Origin of the sequence: Pseudomonas monsensis, from assembly GCF_014268495.2 — a bacterium.
In the GTDB taxonomy this organism is placed as follows: domain Bacteria; phylum Pseudomonadota; class Gammaproteobacteria; order Pseudomonadales; family Pseudomonadaceae; genus Aquipseudomonas; species Aquipseudomonas monsensis.
Genome location: NZ_CP077087.1, coordinates 4,695,971 through 4,720,195 on the forward strand (window position 1 = coordinate 4,695,971; position 24,225 = coordinate 4,720,195).

The following is a 24,225-nucleotide window of genomic DNA, read 5'->3' on the forward strand; positions in this document are numbered from 1 at the left end:
CGTATTCCCGTGGTCGATCCGCTTGAATGCCATGCACTTTAAACCCAAATGACAAATCTGTTACCGGGTTGTTGTTCAGCTTTTTTCGAGCTCACCTGCGCGATACCTGATTGCAAGGCCCAGCAATGGAGCATAGGCGACAATGACGCCCAGGCTGCCGTCCAGCCCGAAACGGGTGACCGCGACAGCAATAGGCAGCAGCCAGAACATATTGATCACGCCAACGGCCATAGTGACGGGCAGATGACTGCCGAACCGACGAGAGGCATACTGATAGGCATGGCTGCGGTGCGCTTCATACACCTTGTCGCCCCGCAACAGACGCCGAAACAGGGTAAATGTTGCATCGACAATGAAGACGCCCAGCAGAATCAGCCAACCCCACAGCAACTCGGCACTCTGGGTGGCTGCCTGTAACGACAGACCTCCCAGCACGATGCCGAGGAAGCCGCTGCCGGCGTCGCCCATGAAAATCCTCGCGGGCGGGAAGTTCCAGAACAGGAAGCCACCGACGCAAACCGCCAGCAACAGCGGTGCCCAGACCATTTGCGGCCAGCCGCCGAGCCAGCCAAGCAGGCAGGCACCGAGACACACGCAAATGGCTTCGACACTGGCGATGCCGTCGATGCCATCCATGAAGTTATAAAGGTTGAGCAGCCAGACCAGGTAAAACGCCGCCAGCACATGGCCGACCACGCCCAGATCAACCACCACGCCTGCGAACCGCAGGGCAGGCAAGCCTCCCAGCCATACGAGCAACCAGCCAGCCGCAACAAAATGGCCCAACAGCCGCCAGCGCGCGGCGATGTGGCCGTGGTCATCCATGAAACCGATCACGGCGACCAGCGCCCCGGCCCCGGCAATCGCGCAGAATTGCGAGACCGCGATCAGATCCCGCCACCACAGGAACACCAGCGCCAGAGTGAACGTCAGGACGATTGCCACCCCACCGCCACGCGGGGTTGGCACTGAGTGCGAACTGCGAGCGTTGGGAATATCCATCAGGCTGCGCGACAGTGCGTAATGACGCAGAGCCCAGGTCAGCGCCAGGGAGAGAAGCGCGATGAACGCGATGAACCATCCGTACTTCATGTTTGGCGATTATCCAGAAAATGCTGCGCCGTCAGACTCAAGGCGCGATCGAAGGTGACCGGAGGCACCCAGTTCAATAGTTGGCGGTTTTTGCTGATATCGACCTTCAGCGAACCGAAGAGCCTTTGCGACAGTGCCTCACGCCCCAGCCAACGGGCAACGCCACGCATCAGCCAGACCGGCACCGGCAGCAGGCGGGCGTGCCGGCCCAGCGCCACACCCAGCGAGCGCAACAAGCGCGTGGTTGACACGTCTTCGCCGTCACTGGCGAGGAAAACCTGATTTGCCGCAGCCGGATGCTCAGTGCAAGTCAACACCAGGTCGACCAGGTTATCGAGGGCCACCAGGCTGCGCCGGTTGTCGACAGCGCCGAATGGCAGCGGCACCCCGCGTTCCAGCCAGCGCATCATGCTGAGAAAGTTGGCCTTGACGCCGGGTCCGTAGACCAGCACCGGACGGATGATGACGACCTCCATCCCGGTCGCCCCGGCCAGCGCCAGCAAAGCCTGCTCAGCCTCGTACTTGGAAATCCCGTAGGGATCGACTGGCGCCGGCACGTCGTCGGCCGTATACGCACGGCCGGGTGGCGTGCCTTCACCGTTGACCTTGATCGAACTGATGAAAATGAAACGCCTGACCTGCGCCGCTGCGGCCTGACGCGCCAGTTCCAGAGTGCCTTCGACATTGACCTGACGAAACGCTGCCAGCGGATCGGCGACCGCCTCGTTCATGACGTGGACCCGTGCCGCGGCATGAATGACGCAATCGACGCCCTGCAAGGCTTCAGTCAGGTCCTCCCCGCTCCCCAGACCGGCCCACGGAACCTGACGCACGTCCGGCGCAAGGGATGCCTCCCTATGTCGCACCGGGGCAACCACGCATCGCTGCGCTGACGCCGCCAGTTGCTTGATCAGTGCCCGCCCCACAAAACCACTGCCACCAGTTACCAGAAATGTCTTGGTGCTCACGGGCGTCCCTTGGGAAAAATGAATGCTGCAAAGAGACTGCAGCCAGTCCTTTCGTAAAGTGGCGATCACCCGTTTCTGCCGCGCAGGTCAGAAGATTGAAAGGGAGAACGGCTTGAGGGAGGCAGTTTATTGAATCGACGCCGGGTTAGCCACTTCTCGCACACCGCCTGCAAATGCGCGGCAACATCATCGCTAAAACAGCCAACTTCCTCTAAATGCACTTTGCTGGTTGGAGCGGGCTCAGGGTACAGATAGAATCCGTGCGGAAAAGGGATCAGAGCGCTTTCCTGATTTAGGATTTCAGTTTCCCTTCATGCAGAATTTCGGCTAACACCGCCAAAAAATCAGATATCAGACGCTTTTTGCTTCGAAATGGAGAGCACCCATGCAGCAAATCAACAACCTTGCAGCGAAGATAGACAAGTTTCAGTCGCAAATTAACTCTTCGGTGCAACGGGTGGTCGCCAGCGGCTGGGTGATTTTGGGGCCGGAAGTCAAACGCTTTGAAGCAGCCTTTGCGCAATACCTGAACGCCGGTCATTGCGTCAGCGTCGCCAACGGCACCGACGCCATCGAACTGGCGCTCAAGGCGCTCGGCATCGAGAAAGGCGACTCCGTGGCCACTGTTGCCAACGCCGGCATGTACACCACCACCTCGGTGCTGGCCATCGGCGCCACGCCTGTGTTCATGGATGTCGACCTGCACACCCACGTCGTCACCCTGGACGGCGTCAAACAGGCTATCGAGGCCGGCGCCAAAGCCGTGGTCGTGACCCACCTGTATGGCCTGGCAGTACCGGAAATCAAAGCGATCGCCGACTACTGCGCCACGCACAGCATTCCGCTGCTGGAAGACTGCGCCCAGGCGCATGGCGCCGAACGCGATGGTCAGCGCGTCGGCACGTTCGGCGATGCGTCCAGCTTCAGCTTCTACCCGACCAAAAACCTTGGTGCACTCGGCGATGGCGGTGCCGTTGTGACCAACTCTGCGGCCATCGCTCAGCGCGTGGCCCAATTGCGCCAGTACGGCTGGTCTTCCAAGTATTGCGTTGAACTGGACGGCGCCCGTAACAGCCGCCTCGATGAAATGCAGGCAGCAATTTTGTCCGAATTCCTGCCGCACCTTGATGCAGGCAATGCCCGCCGTCGCGAGATTGCAGCGCGCTATCGCAACGAAATCCGCCACAGCGACATCAGTCATGCGCAGGACGCGGGCCTGGCGTCGGTTGCCCACCTGTATGTGATCAAGTCGCCGAAGCGCGACGCTCTGCAATTGCACCTGCGCGAGGCGCAGATCGCCTCCGACGTCCACTACCCGATCCCGGACTACAAGCAACCGGTATTCGGCCAGCAGTTCGCCGGACTCAGCCTGGCCAATACCGAGCAACTGGCTTCGCTGATCCTGACCCTGCCTTGCTACCCGGAAATGACCGACGAGGAAGTCAGCAACGTGATCACCGCAGTCAACGGATGGACTGCATGAGATATTCCGTCATCGTTCCCGTCTATAAAAACGCTGATTCGATTCCCCGATTGATCCAGGCCCTGACGGACATGAACACCGCGCTCGAGAACCAGCTCGAGGTGGTGTTTGTGGTGGATGGCAGCCCTGACGACTCGTTCCTGCTGCTCAAACAGGCATTGGGCAGCATGCGTTTCTCGGCCCAACTGCTGGCCCATTCGCGAAACTTCGGTTCGTTCCCCGCTATTCGTACCGGTCTGATGGCCGCCAAAGGCGATTATTTCGGAGTGATGGCGGCCGACCTGCAAGAGCCGCCCGAGCTGTTGATCAGCTTTTTCAGATCGCTGTCCAACGATGAGTGCGACGTCGCCATCGGCACCCGCAATGCCCGCCAGGATCCGCTCTCGAGCCGCATGGCCTCGTCGATTTTCTGGGGCCTGTACCGCCGTCTGGTGGTCCATGACATGCCCAAGGGCGGCGTCGACATCTTCGGCTGCAACAAGGCCTTCCGCGAACAACTGCTGCAACTGAACGAATCGCGCTCGTCGCTGATCGCCCTGATTTTCTGGCTGGGCTTTCGCCGCAAGTTTATCGAGTACGAGCGCCAGACCCGACTCGAAGGCAAGTCGGCCTGGACCTTCAAGAAAAAACTCGAATACATGATGGACAGCGTGTTCGCGTTCACCGACTACCCGATCCGGCTGCTGACGCGCATGGGCGCGATGGGCTCGCTGATTTCGCTGTTTATCGGCTTGATGGTGATCGTTGCAAAACTGTCAGGTGCCATTGAAGTGCCGGGTTATGCCGCGACCATGTCGGTGGTGCTGCTGCTCGGCACGCTGAATCTGCTCGGGATAGGCCTGGTGGGCACGTATGCCTGGCGCGCCTACGAAAACAGCAAACAACGGCCTCTGGCGATCGTTTGCATGAAACTCGATAACAAGGAGAACCCAAGTGTCTGAGCCTTTCATCCATGCCAGCGCTGACGTAAAAAGCAAGAACATCGGTAAAAACACGCGCATCTGGCAGTACGTGGTGGTGTTCCCGGACGCAGTGATCGGCGACGACGTGAACGTTTGTTCGCACTCCTTGATCGAAAACGATGTGGTCATCGGCGATCGTACTACCATCAAATCCGGTGTGTACGTGTGGGACGGCCTGCGCATCGGCTCCGACGTGTTCATCGGTCCGAACGCCACGTTCACCAACGACAAGTTTCCGCGCTCCAAGGTCTACCCCGAGTCGTTCTCGCAGACAGTCATCCAGGACGGCGCCTCGATTGGCGGCGGCGCAGTGATTCTGCCTGGCATCACCATCGGTACCGGCGCCATGGTTGGCGCAGGTGCGGTCGTGACCAAATCCGTGCCACCGTACGCCATCGTTACCGGCTCTCCGGCGCGCATCACCGGCTACGTGGAAAATTCCGCCTCCAGCGATGCCAGCAAAACCCCGACACAAAAGCCGCAAGAGCAGGAAGACGCAGTTGTCCGCCTCGGCGTGGGCGATGTCACCACTCACCGCTTCAAATACATTGCGGACATGCGTGGCGATCTCTCCGTCGGTGAGTTCCACAAGGAAATCCCCTTCACGCCCAAGCGCTACTTCCTGGTCTTCAACGTACCAAGCCAGAAAACCCGTGGCGAGCACGCTCACCACAAATGCCACCAGTTTCTGATTTGCGTGAAAGGCAGTTGCGCCGTAGTCGTGGATGACGGCACCAACCGTGCAGAAGTCATGCTGGACGCCCCGAACAAAGGCATCTACCTGCCACCACTGATCTGGGGCATTCAGTACAAATATTCTGAAGACGCGGTCTTGCTGGTGTTCACCTCCGACTACTACGACGCGGACGACTACATCCGTGACTATTCAGAGTTCACCAAGCTGACCGCAAAAAAATCCGCACTGTGAATACACTGAAAAACAATCCGCAAGTTCGCCGCTGGATCAGCTTTCTGATCGGCGGCGGACTTAATACCGGACTGACTTACTGCCTTTATTTATTGCTCAGCTATCTGATCGACTATCAGATAGCTTATGCAATTGCTTACGTGGCCGGGATCGTCTTCGCCTACTTTTTCAACTCGAAAGTGGTATTCAAGGTCGAACATTCGCTGCTTGGCATGCTCATTTATCCGACCATTTATCTTGTGCAATACATTTTTGGCGCCCTGCTCCTTAACCTTTTGGTCGAGCACTTGCACCTGCACAAGGCGATTGCCCCGATTCTCGTCATCTTGCTGCTCCTACCCTCAAGTTACCTTTTAAACAAAATCGTTCTTAAGGCAACTCACAAAACAAAGCCCGCGAAGGATTAACAGGCGCCCCATGACAGCAACTACAAAATTGGCATTGCCTGCAATGCCAACCCATTCCAATGGCCGATCATTGCACTGGCTCGCCCACCTGGCTCCAGCTCTGTTCACCGTCATGTTCATATGGCTACCGTTCGGCTTCCTGCTAACCGGGCTTATCGAGGAATGGGGGGTCATCGGCCTGTTCAGCAGAGCGGGCCTGTTTTTTGTAACGGACATATCGAGCCCGTTGCCCGCACACGCCTTGCGGCCACTGACTGTATTTCCCCACGCCGTCGCTTACTTTCTTGATCCGAACACCTTCAATTTCTGGCATATATTGCTGATGATTGCCTTGACGATCAAAGGCTTCTCATTGAGCGTCATAACCACACGAGTGACAGGCTCCATCAAATGGGGAATGTTCGCCAGCATCCTGATCATTATCTATCCTGCAGACACGATGCAGCTTTCGTTCAGGGCGATACATATCAACTGGGCACTCAGCCTGGTATTACTCGGTAGCGTATTGCTACTTGCGGCCATCGACCAACCGAGAAGGGTTCGCGCGTATCTTCTTAGCCTCGCGGCAGGCTTTCTCTTGGCTTGCGCCAGCGCAATGTATGAAGCCTCCTTGCTTCTGGTTGCAGTTCCATTTCTGGTTGCCTTCACTCAAACAGGCTTGAAGCCGTTATTTGCGCACCTGAAAAATAACTGCGTTCACTACCTGATCTGGATATCCGGAGCGCTAGCCTATATCGCCTATGTGATCCATACCGCGCCATTGGTCAAAAGCTATCAAAGCGTGCTAGCTGGCAATAGCGCACTTACGACGTTGATGACGTACTACCCCAACTTATTCAAAGTTGGATTGTTCCGCAGCATATTCGGCGGATGGATCGATGCATGGCGCATAACTCGCATCGAGATCAACAGCTATTGGTACCTGGCACTCGCCACGGCCGTACTGTTGGCGCTGATTTACTTCATCGTAAAAAAATCGAAACAATCCACTTTATCGAAAGAAAGCAGCGCTGACATTGCTGTCATCTTTCGACTCGGTCTGATCGGCCTAGCACTCATCTGCATTGGCTATGCTCCGTTTTTGCTATCCCCTCCGCATATGGCGATCAGCCAACGGACATTCCTGTTCGCCGAGCCTGGCGCCGCACTGTTGGTGGTATCGCTGCTCTGGGTGCTTAGCAAGGCGTCAAGAGCCCTGGCATCGACATCCTTCGCAGCCCTCATTTTCATTGGCCTCGGCTTCCAGTTGTTTCAGTTTCACCATTACATCGAGATCTCTAAACAGCAACAACTTGCGCTCAGAGACATCGTGCAAAATTTTGATGGCAATGCAGTCAACAAAACCCTGCTGATCCTCGATTACAACAACCAGCTCAATCATGTCTGGATGTTTTTGAACCCCGACCTGGCAAACGTTCTCACTTATATATACGGCAAGCCCGTCGACAATATCCAGGTTTGCTACATGCCTAGCCACGAATGGCAAGCACCGACCCCTTCTGTGCAACGCAAAGGAACTTGCGAAGAAGGAAAGGATGACTGGACATTCAACTTTCCTTCTCCGGTCAGCGGCCCGGGAATGGAACCGACACCCGCCACTCCGAGCATGAAGCTTTCCAAATCGGAAGTGGTAACCGTTGCTATTGGAGAGAGAAACCCGAAAGCAGCAAACAATTTGCCCGACAGTTATCGGCAGGAACTGGAAACAGGTAACGCTCCCGCCAGCCTAAGGTATCGCGGGATCACCGAGACCAAACCATGGTTTAACTTCTTCAAATTTCGCGACCAACAGGCCAACGACGAATACTTCTGGGGCTTCGGCAACTGGTGGAACCTTGATCTTCCTACAGCCGGCTCTGGGTGGCGCGACGTGGACTGGGAACCTCGCCGGTTCAACCATATTTCTACCGCATGGATGAACGCTCCGAAAGCATCCCTGTATTTCGATCTTGAACCGAAAAACGCAAGGTATACGCTCAGCGGCTTCTTCGATGCATTCCCTAACGAAGCAAGTCGAAGCAACATGAAGTTCCGCATCAACGGCACAGAGATTCCGGTTGACTGGAGTGAAGTCGGAAAGTTTAGCGGAGCCGTGAACCCTGCCCTTCTAAAATCCGGACGTAATGTTCTTGAGTTCGAGACCATACCCAACACCGATTATTATGGATATTCCGCCCGGATGGATTGGGTCAAGATAGTTCCTGAATAACTCCAAGCGCGCCATACCTCTTCTTTATAGACTGAAGAGGTATGGGCCTTTCAGATTTCACCTTCACGTCGCACCTGCATACTCGACGCTGAATACGGAGCAAAAACATGGATGCAATGAAAGCTGAAACAGATCCGCTACCGCAAATGTCACGAACATACACCATCAAGATAAGCGAAAAGCTGGCAGCACTCATACTGGCAACTTTGCTAATGTTTTTGGCACAACTGTATATCAACCCACAAACCTTTCTGGGTGACGCCTACAATTATTGGGATTTAAGTTCAAAAATCTGGGACTTTTCGTTTCCAAAATCATTGCGCGGGTACGTCTATCCACTCCTTCTTTCGCCCGCAAGAATATTCTTTGATGCTTACCCCGGCACAGGTTATCTGGCAGTCCACCTGATACAGGCTGCGGCCTTTTCATTTGCATTGACCATCTCGCTACCGTACGTGTTCAGCAAGGTGCTGGGAGGCAGGATCACACTGATGCGTCGCCTTGTGGCGCCCGCGCTGGTAGCGATTTTCTTCCCCCCTCTTATCGCTTACACACTTAGCGATCTCCCCGCTTTTTGCTTGATTGTCGGTGCACTGGCACTGATTCTGAAAGCCAGCGAGCAAAAGAACACCGTAATCGCGATCATCCTGATTTTCCTCGCCGGTGTACTGGCCTACGGTGCATACAATACTCGTACGATCTATTTGTTCACCCTCATTGCCTTGCTTCCAGCCATTCCGCTGCTGGCCTTTAAAAGCCAGTCGCTACGTCAGAAATTGTTGATGGTGGGGTTCTTCGTCGCAGGCGCAGCGATTACCGCCATCCCTCAATGCCTGATAAACCAAAAGCACCTTGATTCTCCTACCCCGCTCGTTGTTGCGAGTGTTAACGACGCTTCGCTCTTTGCCAGCCAGTTGAAGTGGGGCATTACTATCCAGCGCTATGAAACGGGATACGACACTCAATCCGGTGCGATCTTTCCCATTTTCTATTTCGATCCCATCGGCGTTCGACTGACTGATGAACTAAAAATCAAAGGTACCGTTCCGACGCTGCCCTGGTATTTCAAGTTAATGCTCTCCGAACCTGTTTCCTTCCTGAAGATATACACGAAACACTTTGTAAACGGACTGGACGTGCGTGACTATGACACTTACACAAAGATCCGTTCGAAGGAAAACGATACTCGCTCGGCAACCAGTATCGCGACAGCCTTGTTTGGCCTAATCTGTCTGTTTTTGCTAATTATCAGAAAACAGCAACACTCCAGCCATTGGGCAACTCGCACTTGCTGGCTTGCGCTTATCGTCCTTCCGGTATTCGCCATTCTTCCGGGCGCCATTGAAACCAGATTTTTCTTGCCGTTGCATGTAATGGCTTACTGCGCGATCGCTTTTGGACTCTCCAAGCAGTGTGTAAAAGCGACGCCCATGAAAGTTCTGATTCCACTCGGCATACTGTTCGTAATCGCCGTACCTGTAGCGTTCATGATTGCTAAAGCCGCGATCTCCAGCCCGGCTTTTCAATTGAATTAAAGACACAACGATGGCGGGAGAGGATGACTTGCATCCCCTCCCGCCATCATTGATAACAACTAATTCCCCCCCTCACGCGCACTCTTAAACCCCACGGATGTGAGGTTCAAGTACACACAGGTATCAAGCGGCTGAAGGAAAGGCCTGGGATCTCAGGACTCTTGCAATAAGCGCCGGTATATTGAAGCGTACGCAGACACCATTGAGTCCGCCGAAAACACCTTCAAATAGCGCTGAAGCGCATTCTCGCCCATGATCTTTGCGAGCTCAGGATTGCTCGATAAAGCCAACATTGCATTGGCGAGCGCCACAGAATCACGTGGGGGAACCACCAAACCGGTTTCGTTGGCGATATTGATATAGGTCGTGCCCGAACCGATTTCACAGGAAATGAGCGGTTTGCCATACATCGCCGCCTCAAGCAGCGAAATGCCAAACGATTCCGACCGCAGGTGCGATGGAAAAACAAACGCATGGCACAGGGTCAGCAACGCAGCTTTGTCGTCATCGGCCAAACCACCCAGAAAATGCACGTTGGAAAGTCCGAGCCGCGCAGCTTGCGCCTTAAGCTCGGCCTCCTGATGCCCTCCCCCGAGAATGACCACAGGCAACCCAGTGATCTTCGCCGCGTCGAGCAGGTAGTCGAGCCCTTTGTAATAACGCAGCGCACCGACAAACAGGAAAAACTTTGAACCGACCTTGCCGCGCCAAAAATCAAGCTTCGCCTCGGAGACCGACGGATAGGTCGCCCTGTCCAGACCATAGGGAATGATCTCGACCTTGTCGCGAAACCGAGACAGCACAGGACTGCTTTGCACGTAGTTCGGCGACGAGGCGACGATGCAATCAACGCTGCCCAGAAAGCGGTTCATCAACGGCTGATACAGCTTGAGCAGGGTCTTTTGCTTGACGATATCGGAGTGGTAGCTGACCACGGAGGGCTTGCCATGGCGGGTCGCAAAATGAACCAGATCCATGTACGGCCAGGGAAAGTGGAAATGCACCACGTCCGCCGCTTTCGCCAACTCGGCAAAGTCCTTGAACGCAGACAGGGAGAAACCGGTCGAAGCGACATGCAGATCAAGCTTTGAACGATGGGTAATGTGATTACCAACCGTTTCGTTGCGCGCCGCGCCCCGCTCACTGAGATACAGCACTTCGGACGAAAATCCATGCTCGGCACCGCCCTGGGCTATCTGGAAGATGACTTGCTCGATGCCCCCCATCGTTTCCGGATAGTAGGTTTTGAAAAAGTGCAGAACCTTGATCATTTTCCGTCGATTACCTTTCGATAGACCTGCAAGGTTTCCCTGGCGCAACGCTCCCAGGAAAAGCCTTGGGCATGTTTCATTCCATTGACGACGGCGATTTCACGCCAGGCCTGATCAGTCAGCCCTCGCTCGATCAAGCGCGTCAGCTCATCGACATCCATTGCGGCGCACATCAGAGCGGCGTTGCCCGCCACCTCAGGCAACGAGGAACTATTGGAGCAGACCACCGGCACACCGGAGCTCATGGCCTCCAGAACGGGCAGACCAAAACCTTCATAGAGCGATGGAAAGGCGAACAGGCGTGCGCCCGCAAACAGTACAGGCAAGTCTTCACTGGGAACGAACCCGAGGTAATGCGCCCAGCCTTCGCGCCTGGCGCTTTCGAGTTTTTCGTGAATCGTGTCATTGCGCCAACCGTGGTAGCCGGTAAGGATCAACGGCCAACGGGCTCGTACCGCCAGCGGCAAGCGGCTATAGGCCACGAGCAATGTCTCGATGTTCTTGCGCGGCTCGATGGTGCCGACAAAAAGTGTATAGCCACCCGGCTCCAGACCGTGCCGAGCCAGAACACTGCGCAACGCTTCGAGCGGCCGCGGGTAGAACTCTGGAGAACTCGCCAGGGGCACGGTATGAATACGTTCGACCGGCCAAGAGAAATAACTCGCCAGTTCCTGGCGAGTGAACTCCGAATCGGTGATCAGCGCGTCAGCCCTCACCAACGTGGTTTTCAGTTCCTTTTGCAGATAACGCACCAGTTGCGGCGCGTGGCAATGGGCCCAGGTGAAGGGCGAAAGATCATGAAAGGTCGCCACACTTCGACCAGCAAAGGGCGGCAAATAATAGTTGGGGCTGTGATACAGAAAATCGCCATGTCCCTTGAGGGCTGCCTTGCGCAGCATCGGCATCAGTAACCGATAAGCCTCTACGGCGAGAAAGTTCTTTTGTACCGCACGCTTCAAGCCATAACCACTGCCGGATTCATTGGCAGCGGTCGGCAGTTCAGGCAAAAAACGTCGACCGGCAAAAAATTGCAGATCAGTGATTTCAGGACTTTGCTGAAGTCTCAGCGCAAGTTCATAGGTATAGCGGCCGATGCCGGTCAGCGGAAAGCGGATCGGCTCGACAGACAGGACTAGCTTCATTTTATTCCGCCGAAAGCATCCAGCTCAACGTCTGGTCCAGACCGGGTGTATCCCACCCTTTGACCAGTTCGCAAAGACGGGAATTGTCACCGCACAGGATTTTTACTTCATTGGCGCGGACAAATGCCGGATTAACTTCCACTTCGATCTGGTGACCGGTGATCGCCGAACACATGTCGATGACTTCACGAAGCGAGTGGCTTTTGCCAGAACTCACGTTGACCGTTTGCCCCAAAGGCCGGGCTTCGATCAGACCGCGATAAGCCTTGACCACTGCCCGGACATCACTGAAATCCCGCGAGACATCCAGGTTGCCGAGCTCGATCTTGTCAGCACGCTGACGAAAATGGGCGACGATCTTCGGCAACAGGAAGCTTTCAGCCTGGCCGACGCCGGTGTAGTTGAACGGCCGGGTGATCACCAGCGGCAGGCGGTTGTGCCAGAGACTGGCCATGTATTCCATGGCCAGCTTGCTGACGGCGTAATCGTTGGCCGGCGCAGGCGCCGTGGTTTCGCTCAACAGTCCGGCGGAGGCATTGCCGTAGACATTGGCGCTACTGGCGAGCAGTACGCAGTCAGGCACTTTGCCGCACGCCGCAATGGCTTCGAGCAAGTGCCGCGTGCCTATCAGATTGACCCGATAAAAAGTATCGGCAGCACCATGCCCGACGAACGCCAACGCCGCCAAATGGATGACGACATCCGGTTGAATAGTTGCCAGCACGTCACGCAGAGCAGTACCGTCGGCCAGATCAACCTGAAAGTATCCAGGCTCATCCGAAGGCTGGGATCCCAGCCCTATCACCTCATACCCGCTGGCTTGAAGCTCAGCAGCCATGTACCGCCCAGTGAAACCTTGAATACCTGTAATCAGCGCGCGTTTACCGGCAGTACTCATCAGAACGAAAATCCTTTTTCATTTCGACGCAGGTCAGCTTCCACCATCATGCGGCACAGCTCTTCCAGCGTGGTTTTCGGCTCCCAGCCCAGGGCAGCCTTGGCCTTGGCCGGATTGCCGATCAGCAGTTCCACTTCCGTCGGGCGATAGAACTTCGGATTGATCGTGACCAGCACTTTACCGGTGGCCGCATCAGTACCCTGCTCGTCTTCTGCAACGCCGCTCCAGGACAGATCAATGCCGACAGCCTTGAAGGCCATGGTGACAAAATCACGCACGGTTTCGGTACGGTTGGTGGCCAATACGAAGGTGTCCGGCTCATCGGCCTGCAGCATGCGCCACATACCTTCGACGTACTCTTTGGCAAAGCCCCAGTCGCGCTTGGCGTCGAGGTTGCCCAGTTCCATCTTGTCGAGCAGGCCGAGCTTGATCTTGGCAACGGAGTCAGTGATTTTACGGGTCACGAACTCACGGCCGCGCAGTGGCGATTCGTGGTTAAACAGGATGCCACTGGTCGCGAAGATACCGTAGGACTCGCGGTAGTTGATGGTCATCCAGTGAGCGTACAGCTTGGCAACACCGTAAGGGCTGCGCGGGTAGAAAGGCGTGCTTTCAACCTGAGGAATCGCCTGCACCTTGCCGAACATTTCGGACGTCGAAGCCTGATAGAAGCGCACCTTCGGATTAACGATACGGATCGCTTCCAGAAGATTCACACAGCCCATACCAGTTATGTCGCCGGTAGTCAGCGGCTGATCGAAAGACACGCCTACGAAACTCTGGGCCGCGAGGTTGTAGACCTCGGTCGCTTCGGTGGTCTGAAGCAGACGGATGCTGGCCGACAGGTCGGTCAGGTCGTACTCGACCAGATGCAGGTTGGGATTCTTTTCAATCCCAAGCTCTTCGATGCGCCAGAAATTGACAGAACTGGTCCGACGGTAGGTGCCGTACACCGTATAACCCTTTTCCAGCAGCAGTTCCGCCAGGTAGGCGCCGTCTTGCCCAGTAATGCCAGTAACGATAGCTTTCATGCGATTCCTCTAAACTCCATTAAAGAGCCTTTGCCAGGCCCTGCTGTGTCATGTGCGCCATTGAGCTCTATGCGACGAGCCGCAAGTTCTTGCAGATCATACAGAATGCGGTTCGTGACGACGATACCAAAGCTGCTGGCAACACGTAACAGAGTCATAATGCCAGCATTGCGTGACAGTCTTTCGACTGACAAGGCTTGCATTCTGCACGACTCCACTCTCCGGCACCCACTATAAAAATCAGGAAGTTGCGGGCTTCATGCCGCTACCTGACACTGCGCACCGCACAGTACAAAGAAATAATGTAGAAAGGGTGACACTCCCCGCCCCCCAGCCTAAAATGGCGTGTTTTTTTGATCAACAATCTGGTGCTATTAATGCGCAATGGTTCAGTAAGTATCGCCGTGTCGGACATCATCGCCGCGACAAGGCGCTACTCATTAGTAGGGATGCTAGGCTGGCAAGACGTCCGGCAGCGCTATAGAAGGTCGGCACTGGGACCGTTCTGGCTGACCATCAGCATGGGCGTCATGATCGGTACCATCGGCGTGGTTTTCGGCCAGATCTTCAATTCGCCGATTCAGGAATTCCTTCCATTCCTCGCCATCGGCATGATCCTGTGGAGTTTCATGTCCACGGTCATTACTGAAGGATGCACCGGGTTCATTGCGGCCGAAGGCATCATCAAACAACTGCCGATCCCGCTATTCGCGCACATCATGCGCATGATCTGGCGCAACATATTGATTCTGGGTCACAACATCGTGATCTTTCCCCTGGTGCTGCTCGCGGTCAGCAAGCCACTGACCTGGCTGGCGCTGCTGAGCATTCCGGGCTTCGCCGTGGCACTGCTCAACCTGACGTGGATTGCCCTGCTGCTGGGGATTCTCTGCGCACGCTACCGCGACCTCCCGCAAATCGTCGGGAGTCTGTTGCAGGTCGTGTTCTACCTCACACCGATCATGTGGATGCCAAGCCTGCTGCCACAGCGTGCCGGGCTGTACCTGCTGGACCTGAACCCGGCCTATCACATCATGTCGGTGGTTCGTTCGCCGCTGATCGGTCAATTGCCAACTGCCACCAACTGGTGGGTTTCCCTGGGCATGGCCGTCGTCGGCTGGGCCATTGCGCTCGTGGTCTACGGTCGCTACAAGCGCCGTATCGCTTACTGGCTCTAAGAAGAACTACTAATGTCCTTGATCGAATTCAAAAATGTTTGTGTAGATTTCCCGATCTACAACGCTAACGGCCGATCCCTGAAAAAGCGTCTGATGCAGGTTGCGACCGGCGGTCAGTTGGGTGCGGACCAACAAGGTCGCGTAGTTGTCAGAGCACTGGAAGACTTGACGTTTACCCTGCGCGACGGCGATCGCGTCGGACTGCTTGGACATAACGGCGCCGGCAAGAGCACCCTGCTGCGCCTGCTCAGCAGCGTTTACGAGCCCTCCACTGGCACTGCCGTGATCAAGGGTGAAATCGGCTCGCTGATCGACATCTCGCTGGGCACGGATCCGGAAGCCACCGGGCGGGAGAACATTTTCCTGCGTGGCGGCATCCTCGGGATGACCAAGGCACAGATCGCCGAAAAGCTGGACGAGATCATCGAGTTTTCCGAATTGGGCGATTTCGTCGATATGCCAATCCGTACCTACTCGTCAGGCATGCACCTGCGTTTGGCGTTCGCGGTATCGACGACGATCAAACCGGAAATCCTGTTGATGGACGAATGGCTCTCGGTGGGCGATGAAGGCTTCAAGCACAAGGCTGAAATCCGCATGAACGAGCTGGTGAAGTCGACCAATATCCTGGTAATCGCCAGCCATTCGCGCGAACTGGTCATGCACACCTGCAATCGGGTGTTGTGGCTGGAACACGGCAAAATAAAGATGGATGGCGACCCGGCGACGGTCACCGCTGCCTATTTCGGAGCTTGAGTCAATGAACAGTACCAAGCGCAATGGCGTGGATATCCAGGTGGCCTTCACCCTGGCATCCAGACGACTGCACGCAAAACACACCATCGAAACGGGTCCCGCCGTACCCGAGGACGTCGCGCCAATGCAGCCAGGCATGCGCCTGATCATTCGCCACTACACAAAGCAGACGCTTCGTCGCATCGCTCACCACAGCTTGCGCGTCGCCCGACCGCTGACCCGCCCGCTTTTGTTTCGTCTACGCAATTACTTCACCGCAGCCATCCGCCAGGAAATGCTGGAAGAGTTCAGCAAGCTGCAAAAGATCCAGTATCAGCAGCACCAGCAGATCGTCCTGGAGTTTCAGCGCCTGGCAAACTCGGCGAAAATCCAGACCCGGTTGTCACAGAAAATCTTTTCCAGCCAGCACTCGCTGGAAAGTCTGCAACAGCAACTGGACCGGATAGAACAGAAAAGCCTCGGCAACAATATCCCGGTAGCAGACGCCCCACCGGGTGAACGCGTGGACAATACGCGGCTGGCCCGAGGTGAGGACGCATGAAGACTGAAGTCATCGTGGTCGGTGCCGGCGGGCACGCGAAGGTGTGCATCGAACTGCTGCATGCGCAAGGCGACAAGGTGGCCTATTGCGTTGGTAATCCGGACAGCCCGGATACCTGCCTGGGCATCCCCGTACTCAAAAGCGACGATCACCTTGCAGCCCTGCGTCAGGACGGATACGAACAGGCGTTCATTGCCATCGGCTCGAATTCACTGAGAAACAAGCTGGCCCGGAAAGTCACCGAAATGGGGTTCCGCCTGGTCAATGCCATCAGTCCGGCGGCGGTGGTTTCACCTTCAGCCTTGCTGGGAACAGGCATTGCGGTGATGGCCGGTGCGGTCATCAATGCCGAGGCGACGATTTCGGACCTTTGCATCATCAACACCGGCGCCACCATTGACCACGATTGCGTGATTGGAGCCGCGGCACATATCGCCCCTCAGTGCGCGCTGGCGGGCAACGTGCAGGTGGGCCCCCTGAGCTTTATCGGTGTCGGCAGCAAAATCATTCCCGAGATCCACATCGGTGAGTCGGTCATGGTCGGTGCCGGAAGCGTGGTCATTTCGAATATCGGGTCGGCAACCACAGTAGTCGGCGTGCCAGCCAAAGCTCTACACAAAATTTGAAGGAAGAAACATGAAACGTATTTCTGTTGCACAACCAAAGCTCGCCGGCAATGAACGCAATTACGTGCTGGATTGCCTGGACACCAACTGGATCTCTTCCAACGGCAAATACATCGGCGCCTTCGAAGAAAGCTTTGCAGCCTTCTGCGGCGTCAAGCATGCGATCGCCACCAATAACGGCACGACTGCGCTGCACCTGGCCCTGGTAGTACTGGACCTGCAACCGGGCGACGAAGTCATCATCCCGACGGTGACCTACATTGCCACGGCGAACGCAGTGCGCTATTGCGGGGCGACCCCGGTATTGGTGGATGTGTGCGCCGACACCATGAACATCGATCCGCAGACGATCGAAAGCAAGATCACTGCAAAAACCAAAGGCATTATCCCGGTGCACCTCTATGGCCATCCTGCACAAATGGATGTCGTCAATGAAATCGCCCGCAAACACAACCTCTGGGTGGTGGAAGATGCTGCCGAGGCGCACGGTGCCGAAGTAAAAGGCAGCAAAGTCGGCAGCCTGGGGACTTGTGCGACCTTCAGCTTTTTCGGCAACAAGATCATCACCACCGGCGAAGGCGGCATGATCACCACCAACGACGATGAACTGGCCGCCAAACTGCGCCTGTTCCGTGGTCAGGGCATGGATCCGAATCGTCGGTACTGGTTCCCGGTGATTGGCTACAACTACCGCATGACCAACATCCAGGCAGCCATCGGTCTGGCCCAGATGGAAAACATTGCCACTGCACTGTCCGATCGCGATCGTCTGGCCGGCTGGTACAACGAAGCGCTGGCAGACCTCAAGGGCAAGATCGTTCTGCCAACCGAGGCCGCCTGGGCCAAACAGGTATTCTGGATGTACAACATCTTCCTGGCCGATGGTGACGAGCACAAACGCGACGCGGTCATGCAGAAACTGGATGCGATGGGCATCGAAACCCGCCCCGTTTTCTATCCGATGCACGTTCTGCCACCTTACAAGGAAGACAATGTCTACCCTGTGGCGGACCTCTGGTCGGGCCGCGGCATCAACCTGCCAACGCACCAGGACCTGACTCAGGCAGACATCATCAGAATTGCAGCCAGCCTGCGTGAGGTCCTGGCAGACTGATGAAAATCGCCCTTTGCTCCACTTTTGTGCCCTTTATCCGCGGGGGCGGAAGAAATATCGTCGACTGGCTGGCCTCTACCCTGACGGCTGCCGGGCATCAGGTCGAAGTCGTCTACCTGCCTGAACTGGATGCACCGGATCTGCTGTTCCAGCAGATGATGGCGCTGCGTTGGGTGGACCTTCAGGCCGCCGATCGGATCATCTGCTTCCGACCCCAGTCGCACCTGATTCCTCACCCGCATAAAATCCTCTGGTTTATCCACCATATCCGTGCGTTCTACGATATGTGGGACAGCCCGTATCGCGACTTTCCGGACAACGCCAAGCATCGCGCCATCCGCGATGCACTGGCTGACGCCGATACCAGGGCACTGGGCGAAGCAAAGACCATTTTCACCAACTCCAAGGTCGTATCCAACCGACTCAAGACCTATAACGATGTCGACAGCGAGGTGCTCTACCCGCCTGTATTCGAATCGGAACGGTTCTTTTGCGCCGGATACAACGACGAGATCGCTTATATCTGCCGCCTCGAACATCACAAGCGCCAGCACTTGCTGATCGATGCACTGAGCTATACCACGACGCCGGTTCGCCTGCGTCTGTTGGGAACGGGGGCCGGGCCTGACTACGGTATTTCCCTGCGGCAGAAGATCGAGGAATTCGGTCTCGAAGATCGCGTGACCCTTGATGATCGCTGGATCACTGAAGAGGAAAAGGTCGAGCATCTGTCGTTATGTCTCGCCGCCGCTTACCTGCCGGTCGACGAGGACTCCTACGGCTATCCGAGCCTGGAAGCCAGTCACGCCGAAAAACCGATTCTCACCACCACCGACTCGGGTGGCGTGCTGGAGTTGGTCAAGGACGGCTATAACGGCTACATCGCCGAACCGACGCCCGAGTCCCTGGCCCAGGCGATGGACAAGCTGTACAGGGATCGGAGCAACACCGAAGCCATGGGCAAGAACGCCAAACAGCGATTGGTTGACTTGAAAATTTCCTGGTCACATGTGCTGGAGCGTCTGTTGGCATGAAAGTCCTGATTGTAAACAACATGGCCCCGTTCATCTGGGGCGGTGCGGAAGAGCTGGCTGTCAATCTGCAAAGAAACCTGATCATTGCCGGTCACGATGCCGAAGTCATGCGCATACCGGCTCAGTGGGAACCTGCCTCGCGCATCCCCTCCCAGATGCTGATGACGCGCACCATGGAAATCTTCAACACCGATCACGTCATCGCCTTGAAGTTTCCGGCGTATCTGGTCCGCCACCACAGAAAGTCATTGTGGCTGCTGCATCAATATCGTCAGGCCTACGACCTGTACGATGTCGGGCATACCAATCTGCCAGCGGACCAAAGCGGTACGGACATTCGCAACGCCATCATCAACGCGGACAACGAAACCTTCGCCGAGAGCCGCCACATCTACACCAACTCGGAAGTCACGCGACAGCGCCTGCTCAAATACAACGGGTTCGATTCGCAGGTGCTGCTGCCGCCGGTCAACGACCCGGAAGCGCTCACCGGCGGGGAGTATGGCGACTATATTTTTGCCGGTGGCCGCGTCAACAGCATGAAGCGTCAGTACCTGCTCCTGCAGGCGCTCGCCAAAGCCGATCAACGCGTCAAGCTGGTCATTGCCGGCCCTCCCGAGTCCCATGCCGATACGCTGCAACTGCATTCGATCATCAACGAATTCGGCCTGCATGACCGCGTCAAGCTTGACCTTGGCTTCCTGCCCCGTGCCACCTACGTCAACTACGTCAATCAGGCGCTCGCCGTCGCCTACATCCCTTTTGACGAAGATTCGCTGGGCTATGTGGCCATGGAAGCTGCAACGGCGCGCAAAGCGCTGATCACCACGACAGACAGTGGCGGGATCCTTGGCCTGGTCACCCCCCACGAGTCCGGCTGGCGGGCAGAACCCACCGCCGAAAGTCTCGCGGAAGCCATGAATGCCGCTTTTGAGAGCAAGACCCGGACCATCCAGTATGGTGAAGGCGCCCAGGCGCTGTGGAATACGCTGGGCATCAATTGGCCCGAGACCATCGAGGCGCTTCTCAAATGAAACTTGTCATATTCACACCCGGCGTCAAATCCTCTGCCATTGGCCGGATGACGCGCCTCGTGGTGCGTGCACTGCTGAGCCAGCAGCATCACGTTGTTCTGGTACGAACCGAGAGCGCCCATGTCCTGGCCAAAGAGCCGCACGACTTTGGTTGCACCGCCATCCCCTGGACCGACGAAGAGCAGGTTGCTCAAGAAGTGGCCAGCGCCGACTGCCTTGTCTACCAGATCGGCGACAATTACGAGTTTCATGAAGGTGGCGTGGCCTGGCTGCATAAGGCCCCGGGCATTGTTTGCCTGCACGATTTCTTTCTTGGCCACCTGTTCTGGGGCTGGGCGCAACAACGACGCGATGAGGCCAATGACATCCTGACTCAGTGGTATGGCGGCAAAATTGCCACCAACTACTTCAATGTCAGTGACAGCGCCACCTTTATCAGCTCGACACGCGAGACTGCCCCGCTGACCGAATGGATCAGCTCGATGGCCACCGGTGTGATCACCCACAGTAACTGGGGCTGCAAGCGGGTAATGGCTGCGTGTGCAGGTCCGGTTTTCGTGACGCCGCTGGCCTACGATGCACCGGGAGCTGTTGACGCCGAAGAAGAACGCAAAGGTGACGGCAAACTGAAGGTGCTGACGATCGGCCATGTCAACCCGAACAAGCGGGTTGAAAGCTGCATCAAGGCCATCGCAAGCAACGCTTCATTGCGCAAGAACATCAGCTATCGCCTGGTAGGCGCCATTCTTCCGGACGTCGAAAGTAAACTGACCGAAATGGCCGCCAAGGGTGGGGTCGAACTGATCATTTCCAACGAAGTCGACGATGCCACGCTGTCCGAAGCCATCAGAGAAGCCGACGTGATCAGTTGCCTGCGCTGGCCTAGCCTGGAAGCCGCTTCTGCTTCAGCCATTGAAGCGATGCTCTATGGCAAAGCCACGATCGTCACCGACACCGGTTTCTACAAGGAACTACCGGACCAATATGTATTGAAAGTGTCGCCCGACAACGAGATTGAAGATCTGAAAAAGATTTTCCTTTCGCTGCGCAGCAAGCCATCTTCGGCCGCCGAGATCGGCAAACAGGCGCAAGCATGGGCCAAAGAGACTTTCACCGCCGAGAATTACGCTCACAAGCTGGAACAAGCCATTCCGGTCGTGCTTCGAGCGAAGGTGGTGATTTCGGCAGTCGATCATTTTGCGACCATCATCGAAAAATGGTCAGCCAGCCCTGAATTGCTCGGGACTCCGGAGATCCTCAAGCCCTTGAGCATCTTCAATACCAATACGATCGTCTGAACCGGACGTGCGGTGGATCAGCATCTGATCCACCGCAAACCGCCCGCGTTAATGTTGCTTCAAACTTCCAAAAACAAACTGTGCCGTGTCTTTCCAGGCAACGGGTTTGTAGTCACGCTTGATCGCTTCTTCCTTGGCCGCCAGTGCCAGCGGATCAAAAGCATACTTCTGCAGTTCGGCGACCCACGCCGACACATCCCATGGCTCCAGATAATCCAGCAGTTCCCCGCCCACCTCGGGAATCGACGCTGCATTGGAGGCCAGGCAGTACTTGCCGGCAGCCAGGCTTTCTGCAACCGGTAAACCCCAGCCTTCATACAAGGACGGGAATGCCGTCATCATGCAGTTGCGATACAGGTGCATGAGGTCAGAATCCGAAACGTTGTTGAGGATGCGAATGTAGTCCTTTGTCCGCGGGTCAAGCGCGATATCCGACAACAAATCACCTACCCCCCAACCCGGCATCCCGACAAACACCAGTTTCGGCAAATCCTTGACTCCGTCATCGATCAGACGGGTATAGGCACGGTACAGCACCTCATGGTTCTTGCGGCGCTCGATCGTCGACACGAACAATACGAAGCGCTCTTTCAACAAGGCCTGCACATCTGCGCTGATGGTGTCGCTCAACTCATGGGAGAGCTGGCAACCCAACTTGACCACCGCTGTCTCGGGCACAGGGGCACCCAACTCTTCGAGTAGCGCGACCAGATCCTTGCGCGTGCATTCCGAGATACACAGGATCTTGTCCGCACACCACGCAACATCGGCAAAGTAGTTGGCAAACTTGGCGGCCACATCACCGACGCACAGATGCGGCAGTCTTACCGGAATCACGTCGTAGCAGAAAAGAACGACGCGCAGACCAACTTGCTTCTTGAGTTCATAAAGATGCGGCAGGTTCTTGTTGTCCCAGTCCAGCCCAACCGAGATGTAACTATCGCCCTTTGCAAAAGGATGACCGCCGGTGCGCACCTTGTGAAACGAAGGATTGAACACATGGCTGCGATTGGCTGGCCTGAAGAACGCCAGAGTCGCCGACTTCAGGTGTCGAACACCAATCACGGCTTCGACAATGGAGGTACGACGCAATTGAAAGAACTGATAAATGCGCCCGCTCACCTTGGGCGGCAGGCGATTGAGTACCTTGATTGCCTTTTCTTTCAACCGGGCCTCGATTGAACTTTTATTCGAACTGCCTGCAGCGATCCGGCCTGGCGCAGGCATGTGCGCGCCAGAAATTCTTTTCAGGGTGGCAGCGACCTCGGCTGCGTCAATTGCGCTGTAACCGGTGGCATGACTGTAGAAGCAAAACTTCACATCTTCGCCCGCAGCAATCAACTCAAGTGCATGGGTGGCAGCCTCTGCCTCCGTGCGAATAATGCCTACCGCCGGCCGACGCCAGCCGAGAATGGTCGTTACATCAAACCAGGTGGTCATGCTTGCGCCTTCTTTTCAATGACTTCTGCCGCTGCATGCGGGATCGACTCAAGGCTACGGACCCAGGTCAATGGTTCGCGGGAAACCCTGTCCGGCCCGTTGGCATCAATGGTTGCCGGCCCCGTCAGGCGCAGGCGAATCGCCGCATGAAACTCGTCCGGCGTACGGGCAACACTGATTTCCGGCAGATTCAGGTGCTGCTCAAAGCCACGGAAAGCCGACTCTGTGCCAATGACGTACTTGCCCGAATAGATGGCTTCGGCCGTCTTGATGTTGGAACCGCCACCATGAGGAATCGGCAACAGGAACGCATGCGCCAGCGTTTTCACGGCATCCAGGTCTTCATCCGGCAGCATGTAGAGCAGCTGCAGACGCGACAGATTCAGCTGTCCCCAGCGACTGTCACGCAGCGCTGCCTCAAGGTGCTCACACACACTGCCGACCACCACCAGTTTGCTATCCGGCGGTATGCACGCCAGTGAACTGCCGAGGCACTCATTGAAGCCCTTGAAATTAGGCGGGTGGGCGCTGGCAACATAGAGAATCCACGGAGACTGCGGCAGACGCTCTTTCCAGCTGGCGAGCAGCTCCGGCTTCGCCGACCAAGGCGCGATTCCATTGGAGGCAAGCAGTGGTTTCTTCGCCCCCCAGGCCTGGAGAATGTCGTAATCCGCCTGGGTAACGGCCACGGCAATATCGGCTTCAAGAGCCGCCTTGCGCTCCAGTGCCTCGATATCCGCGATGACCGGCTCCGCACCTTTGATAGCGTAGCTGTCGAGGATTTCCTGCTTCAGCGGAGCCTCGATGTTCTGCGATCCGTAAATCAGGCACGCATTGGCGTGCTGCGGCATCTGACGGATCTTCAGTACCAAGGGCCACAGCCACGGCTGCTCGACATGAATCACGTCGATAACCGGCGGCAATTTCTTGAGAATGTCTGCGAACCCGCCTTGTTCCGATGCGGCGAATTCGCCCGAAAGCAAGTCGTTGATCAAGGGAACATAGGTGCCCTTGTATTTCCGGAAGGGGCTGCCAGCGGGAAAACTGACATCGTTGGCTCCCAGGCTCGAAGGCGGATAGCCCTCCGGCTCATAAACCGCCAGATGAGTCACACTCCAGCCATTTTCGCCAAAGGTTTTCGCGATATTGGCAACCCGGACCTGCCCCCCGTGTCGGGGAGAGGCGATCGGATAGGTGCTTAACAATAAAACCGTTTTCAAAATAGGAACCTATTGAATTGATATTTCACAACCTGCACCCGCACCGCAATGGTTCGCT

Annotated in this window: 22 protein-coding genes; 14 read left to right on the top strand and 8 right to left on the bottom strand. The window is 56.2% G+C overall.

What is annotated here, in order from left to right; genetic code table 11:
* Positions 1–75: 75 nt before the first annotated feature.
* Positions 76–1,092 carry an MraY family glycosyltransferase gene (locus HV782_RS20645; protein WP_186744847.1) on the bottom strand — a complete coding sequence of 339 codons (1,017 nt, stop codon included), beginning with the start codon at positions 1,090–1,092 and terminating at the stop codon, positions 76–78.
* Entirely contained in the window at positions 1,089–2,060 is a 972-nt protein-coding gene (locus HV782_RS20650; RefSeq protein WP_186744849.1) for a UDP-glucose 4-epimerase family protein, read from the bottom strand. Before HV782_RS20650 ends, HV782_RS20645 begins: the two co-directional genes overlap by 4 nt.
* Before the next feature lie 385 nt (positions 2,061–2,445).
* On the opposite strand from HV782_RS20650, the gene HV782_RS20655 reads away from it, so the two are divergent.
* From HV782_RS20655 to HV782_RS20680, 6 genes are all read left to right on the top strand, one after another.
* Positions 2,446–3,543: a DegT/DnrJ/EryC1/StrS family aminotransferase gene (locus tag HV782_RS20655; RefSeq protein WP_123466605.1), complete on the top strand. Its 1,098-nt coding sequence runs from the start codon at positions 2,446–2,448 to the stop codon at positions 3,541–3,543.
* Positions 3,540–4,484 carry a glycosyltransferase family 2 protein gene (locus tag HV782_RS20660; RefSeq protein ID WP_123466607.1) on the top strand — a complete coding sequence of 315 codons (945 nt, stop codon included), beginning with the start codon at positions 3,540–3,542 and terminating at the stop codon, positions 4,482–4,484. The genes HV782_RS20655 and HV782_RS20660 overlap by 4 nt, the downstream gene beginning before the upstream one ends.
* Positions 4,477–5,433, top strand: coding sequence for a WxcM-like domain-containing protein (locus tag HV782_RS28775; RefSeq protein WP_186744851.1), 957 nt, complete (start codon positions 4,477–4,479; stop codon positions 5,431–5,433). Before HV782_RS20660 ends, HV782_RS28775 begins: the two co-directional genes overlap by 8 nt.
* Positions 5,430–5,840 (top strand): GtrA family protein, encoded by a 411-nt coding sequence (locus tag HV782_RS20670; RefSeq protein ID WP_225931032.1) that lies wholly within the window; start codon positions 5,430–5,432, stop codon positions 5,838–5,840. Before HV782_RS28775 ends, HV782_RS20670 begins: the two co-directional genes overlap by 4 nt.
* Positions 5,841–5,850: 10 nt before the next feature.
* Positions 5,851–8,049, top strand: a complete 2,199-nt coding sequence (locus tag HV782_RS20675; protein WP_186744853.1) for a hypothetical protein — start codon at positions 5,851–5,853, stop codon at positions 8,047–8,049.
* Between the two features lie 107 nt (positions 8,050–8,156).
* Positions 8,157–9,584 carry a hypothetical protein gene (locus tag HV782_RS20680; protein WP_186744855.1) on the top strand — a complete coding sequence of 476 codons (1,428 nt, stop codon included), beginning with the start codon at positions 8,157–8,159 and terminating at the stop codon, positions 9,582–9,584.
* 152 nt (positions 9,585–9,736) lie between these two features.
* On the opposite strand, the gene HV782_RS20685 is transcribed toward HV782_RS20680, so the two are convergent.
* The 4 genes from HV782_RS20685 to gmd are packed head-to-tail and all read right to left on the bottom strand — an operon-like array spanning position 9,737 to position 13,926.
* Positions 9,737–10,855, bottom strand: coding sequence for a glycosyltransferase family 4 protein (locus tag HV782_RS20685; RefSeq protein WP_275970824.1), 1,119 nt, complete (start codon positions 10,853–10,855; stop codon positions 9,737–9,739).
* Positions 10,852–11,997: a glycosyltransferase family 4 protein gene (locus HV782_RS20690; RefSeq protein WP_186744857.1), complete on the bottom strand. Its 1,146-nt coding sequence runs from the start codon at positions 11,995–11,997 to the stop codon at positions 10,852–10,854. Before HV782_RS20690 ends, HV782_RS20685 begins: the two co-directional genes overlap by 4 nt.
* Before the next feature lies 1 nt (position 11,998).
* A complete protein-coding gene (locus HV782_RS20695; protein WP_123466619.1) occupies positions 11,999–12,895 on the bottom strand; it encodes a GDP-mannose 4,6-dehydratase in 897 nt (298 codons plus the stop codon).
* Positions 12,895–13,926 carry a GDP-mannose 4,6-dehydratase gene (gene gmd / locus HV782_RS20700; RefSeq protein ID WP_123466621.1) on the bottom strand — a complete coding sequence of 344 codons (1,032 nt, stop codon included), beginning with the start codon at positions 13,924–13,926 and terminating at the stop codon, positions 12,895–12,897. The genes HV782_RS20695 and gmd overlap by 1 nt, the downstream gene beginning before the upstream one ends.
* Before the next feature lie 377 nt (positions 13,927–14,303).
* Here gmd and HV782_RS20705 point away from each other — a divergent pair, with 377 nt between their 5' ends.
* Genes HV782_RS20705 through HV782_RS20740 form a run of 8 tightly spaced genes read left to right on the top strand, consistent with a single transcriptional unit; the run spans position 14,304 to position 21,507 of the window.
* A complete protein-coding gene (locus HV782_RS20705) occupies positions 14,304–15,104 on the top strand; it encodes an ABC transporter permease (protein WP_123466623.1) in 801 nt (266 codons plus the stop codon).
* Positions 15,105–15,116: 12 nt separating this feature from the next.
* A complete protein-coding gene (locus HV782_RS20710) occupies positions 15,117–15,860 on the top strand; it encodes an ABC transporter ATP-binding protein (protein ID WP_123466625.1) in 744 nt (247 codons plus the stop codon).
* A 4-nt stretch (positions 15,861–15,864) separates the two neighbouring features.
* Positions 15,865–16,401 carry a hypothetical protein gene (locus HV782_RS20715; RefSeq protein WP_186744861.1) on the top strand — a complete coding sequence of 179 codons (537 nt, stop codon included), beginning with the start codon at positions 15,865–15,867 and terminating at the stop codon, positions 16,399–16,401.
* Positions 16,398–17,027 (top strand): acetyltransferase, encoded by a 630-nt coding sequence (locus HV782_RS20720; protein ID WP_123466629.1) that lies wholly within the window; start codon positions 16,398–16,400, stop codon positions 17,025–17,027. The genes HV782_RS20715 and HV782_RS20720 overlap by 4 nt, the downstream gene beginning before the upstream one ends.
* A gap of 10 nt (positions 17,028–17,037) precedes the next feature.
* Positions 17,038–18,141 carry a DegT/DnrJ/EryC1/StrS family aminotransferase gene (locus HV782_RS20725; RefSeq protein WP_123466631.1) on the top strand — a complete coding sequence of 368 codons (1,104 nt, stop codon included), beginning with the start codon at positions 17,038–17,040 and terminating at the stop codon, positions 18,139–18,141.
* Positions 18,141–19,175 carry a glycosyltransferase family 4 protein gene (locus tag HV782_RS20730; RefSeq protein ID WP_186744863.1) on the top strand — a complete coding sequence of 345 codons (1,035 nt, stop codon included), beginning with the start codon at positions 18,141–18,143 and terminating at the stop codon, positions 19,173–19,175. Before HV782_RS20725 ends, HV782_RS20730 begins: the two co-directional genes overlap by 1 nt.
* A complete protein-coding gene (locus HV782_RS20735; protein ID WP_186744866.1) occupies positions 19,172–20,209 on the top strand; it encodes a glycosyltransferase family 4 protein in 1,038 nt (345 codons plus the stop codon). Before HV782_RS20730 ends, HV782_RS20735 begins: the two co-directional genes overlap by 4 nt.
* Entirely contained in the window at positions 20,155–21,507 is a 1,353-nt protein-coding gene (locus HV782_RS20740) for a glycosyltransferase (RefSeq protein WP_186744868.1), read from the top strand. Before HV782_RS20735 ends, HV782_RS20740 begins: the two co-directional genes overlap by 55 nt.
* A 48-nt stretch (positions 21,508–21,555) precedes the next feature.
* Here HV782_RS20740 and HV782_RS20745 read toward each other — a convergent pair whose 3' ends face one another.
* Positions 21,556–22,947, bottom strand: a complete 1,392-nt coding sequence (locus HV782_RS20745; RefSeq protein ID WP_186744870.1) for a glycosyltransferase family 4 protein — start codon at positions 22,945–22,947, stop codon at positions 21,556–21,558.
* Entirely contained in the window at positions 22,944–24,167 is a 1,224-nt protein-coding gene (locus tag HV782_RS20750; RefSeq protein ID WP_148050916.1) for a glycosyltransferase family protein, read from the bottom strand. Before HV782_RS20750 ends, HV782_RS20745 begins: the two co-directional genes overlap by 4 nt.
* Positions 24,168–24,225 lie beyond the last annotated feature (58 nt).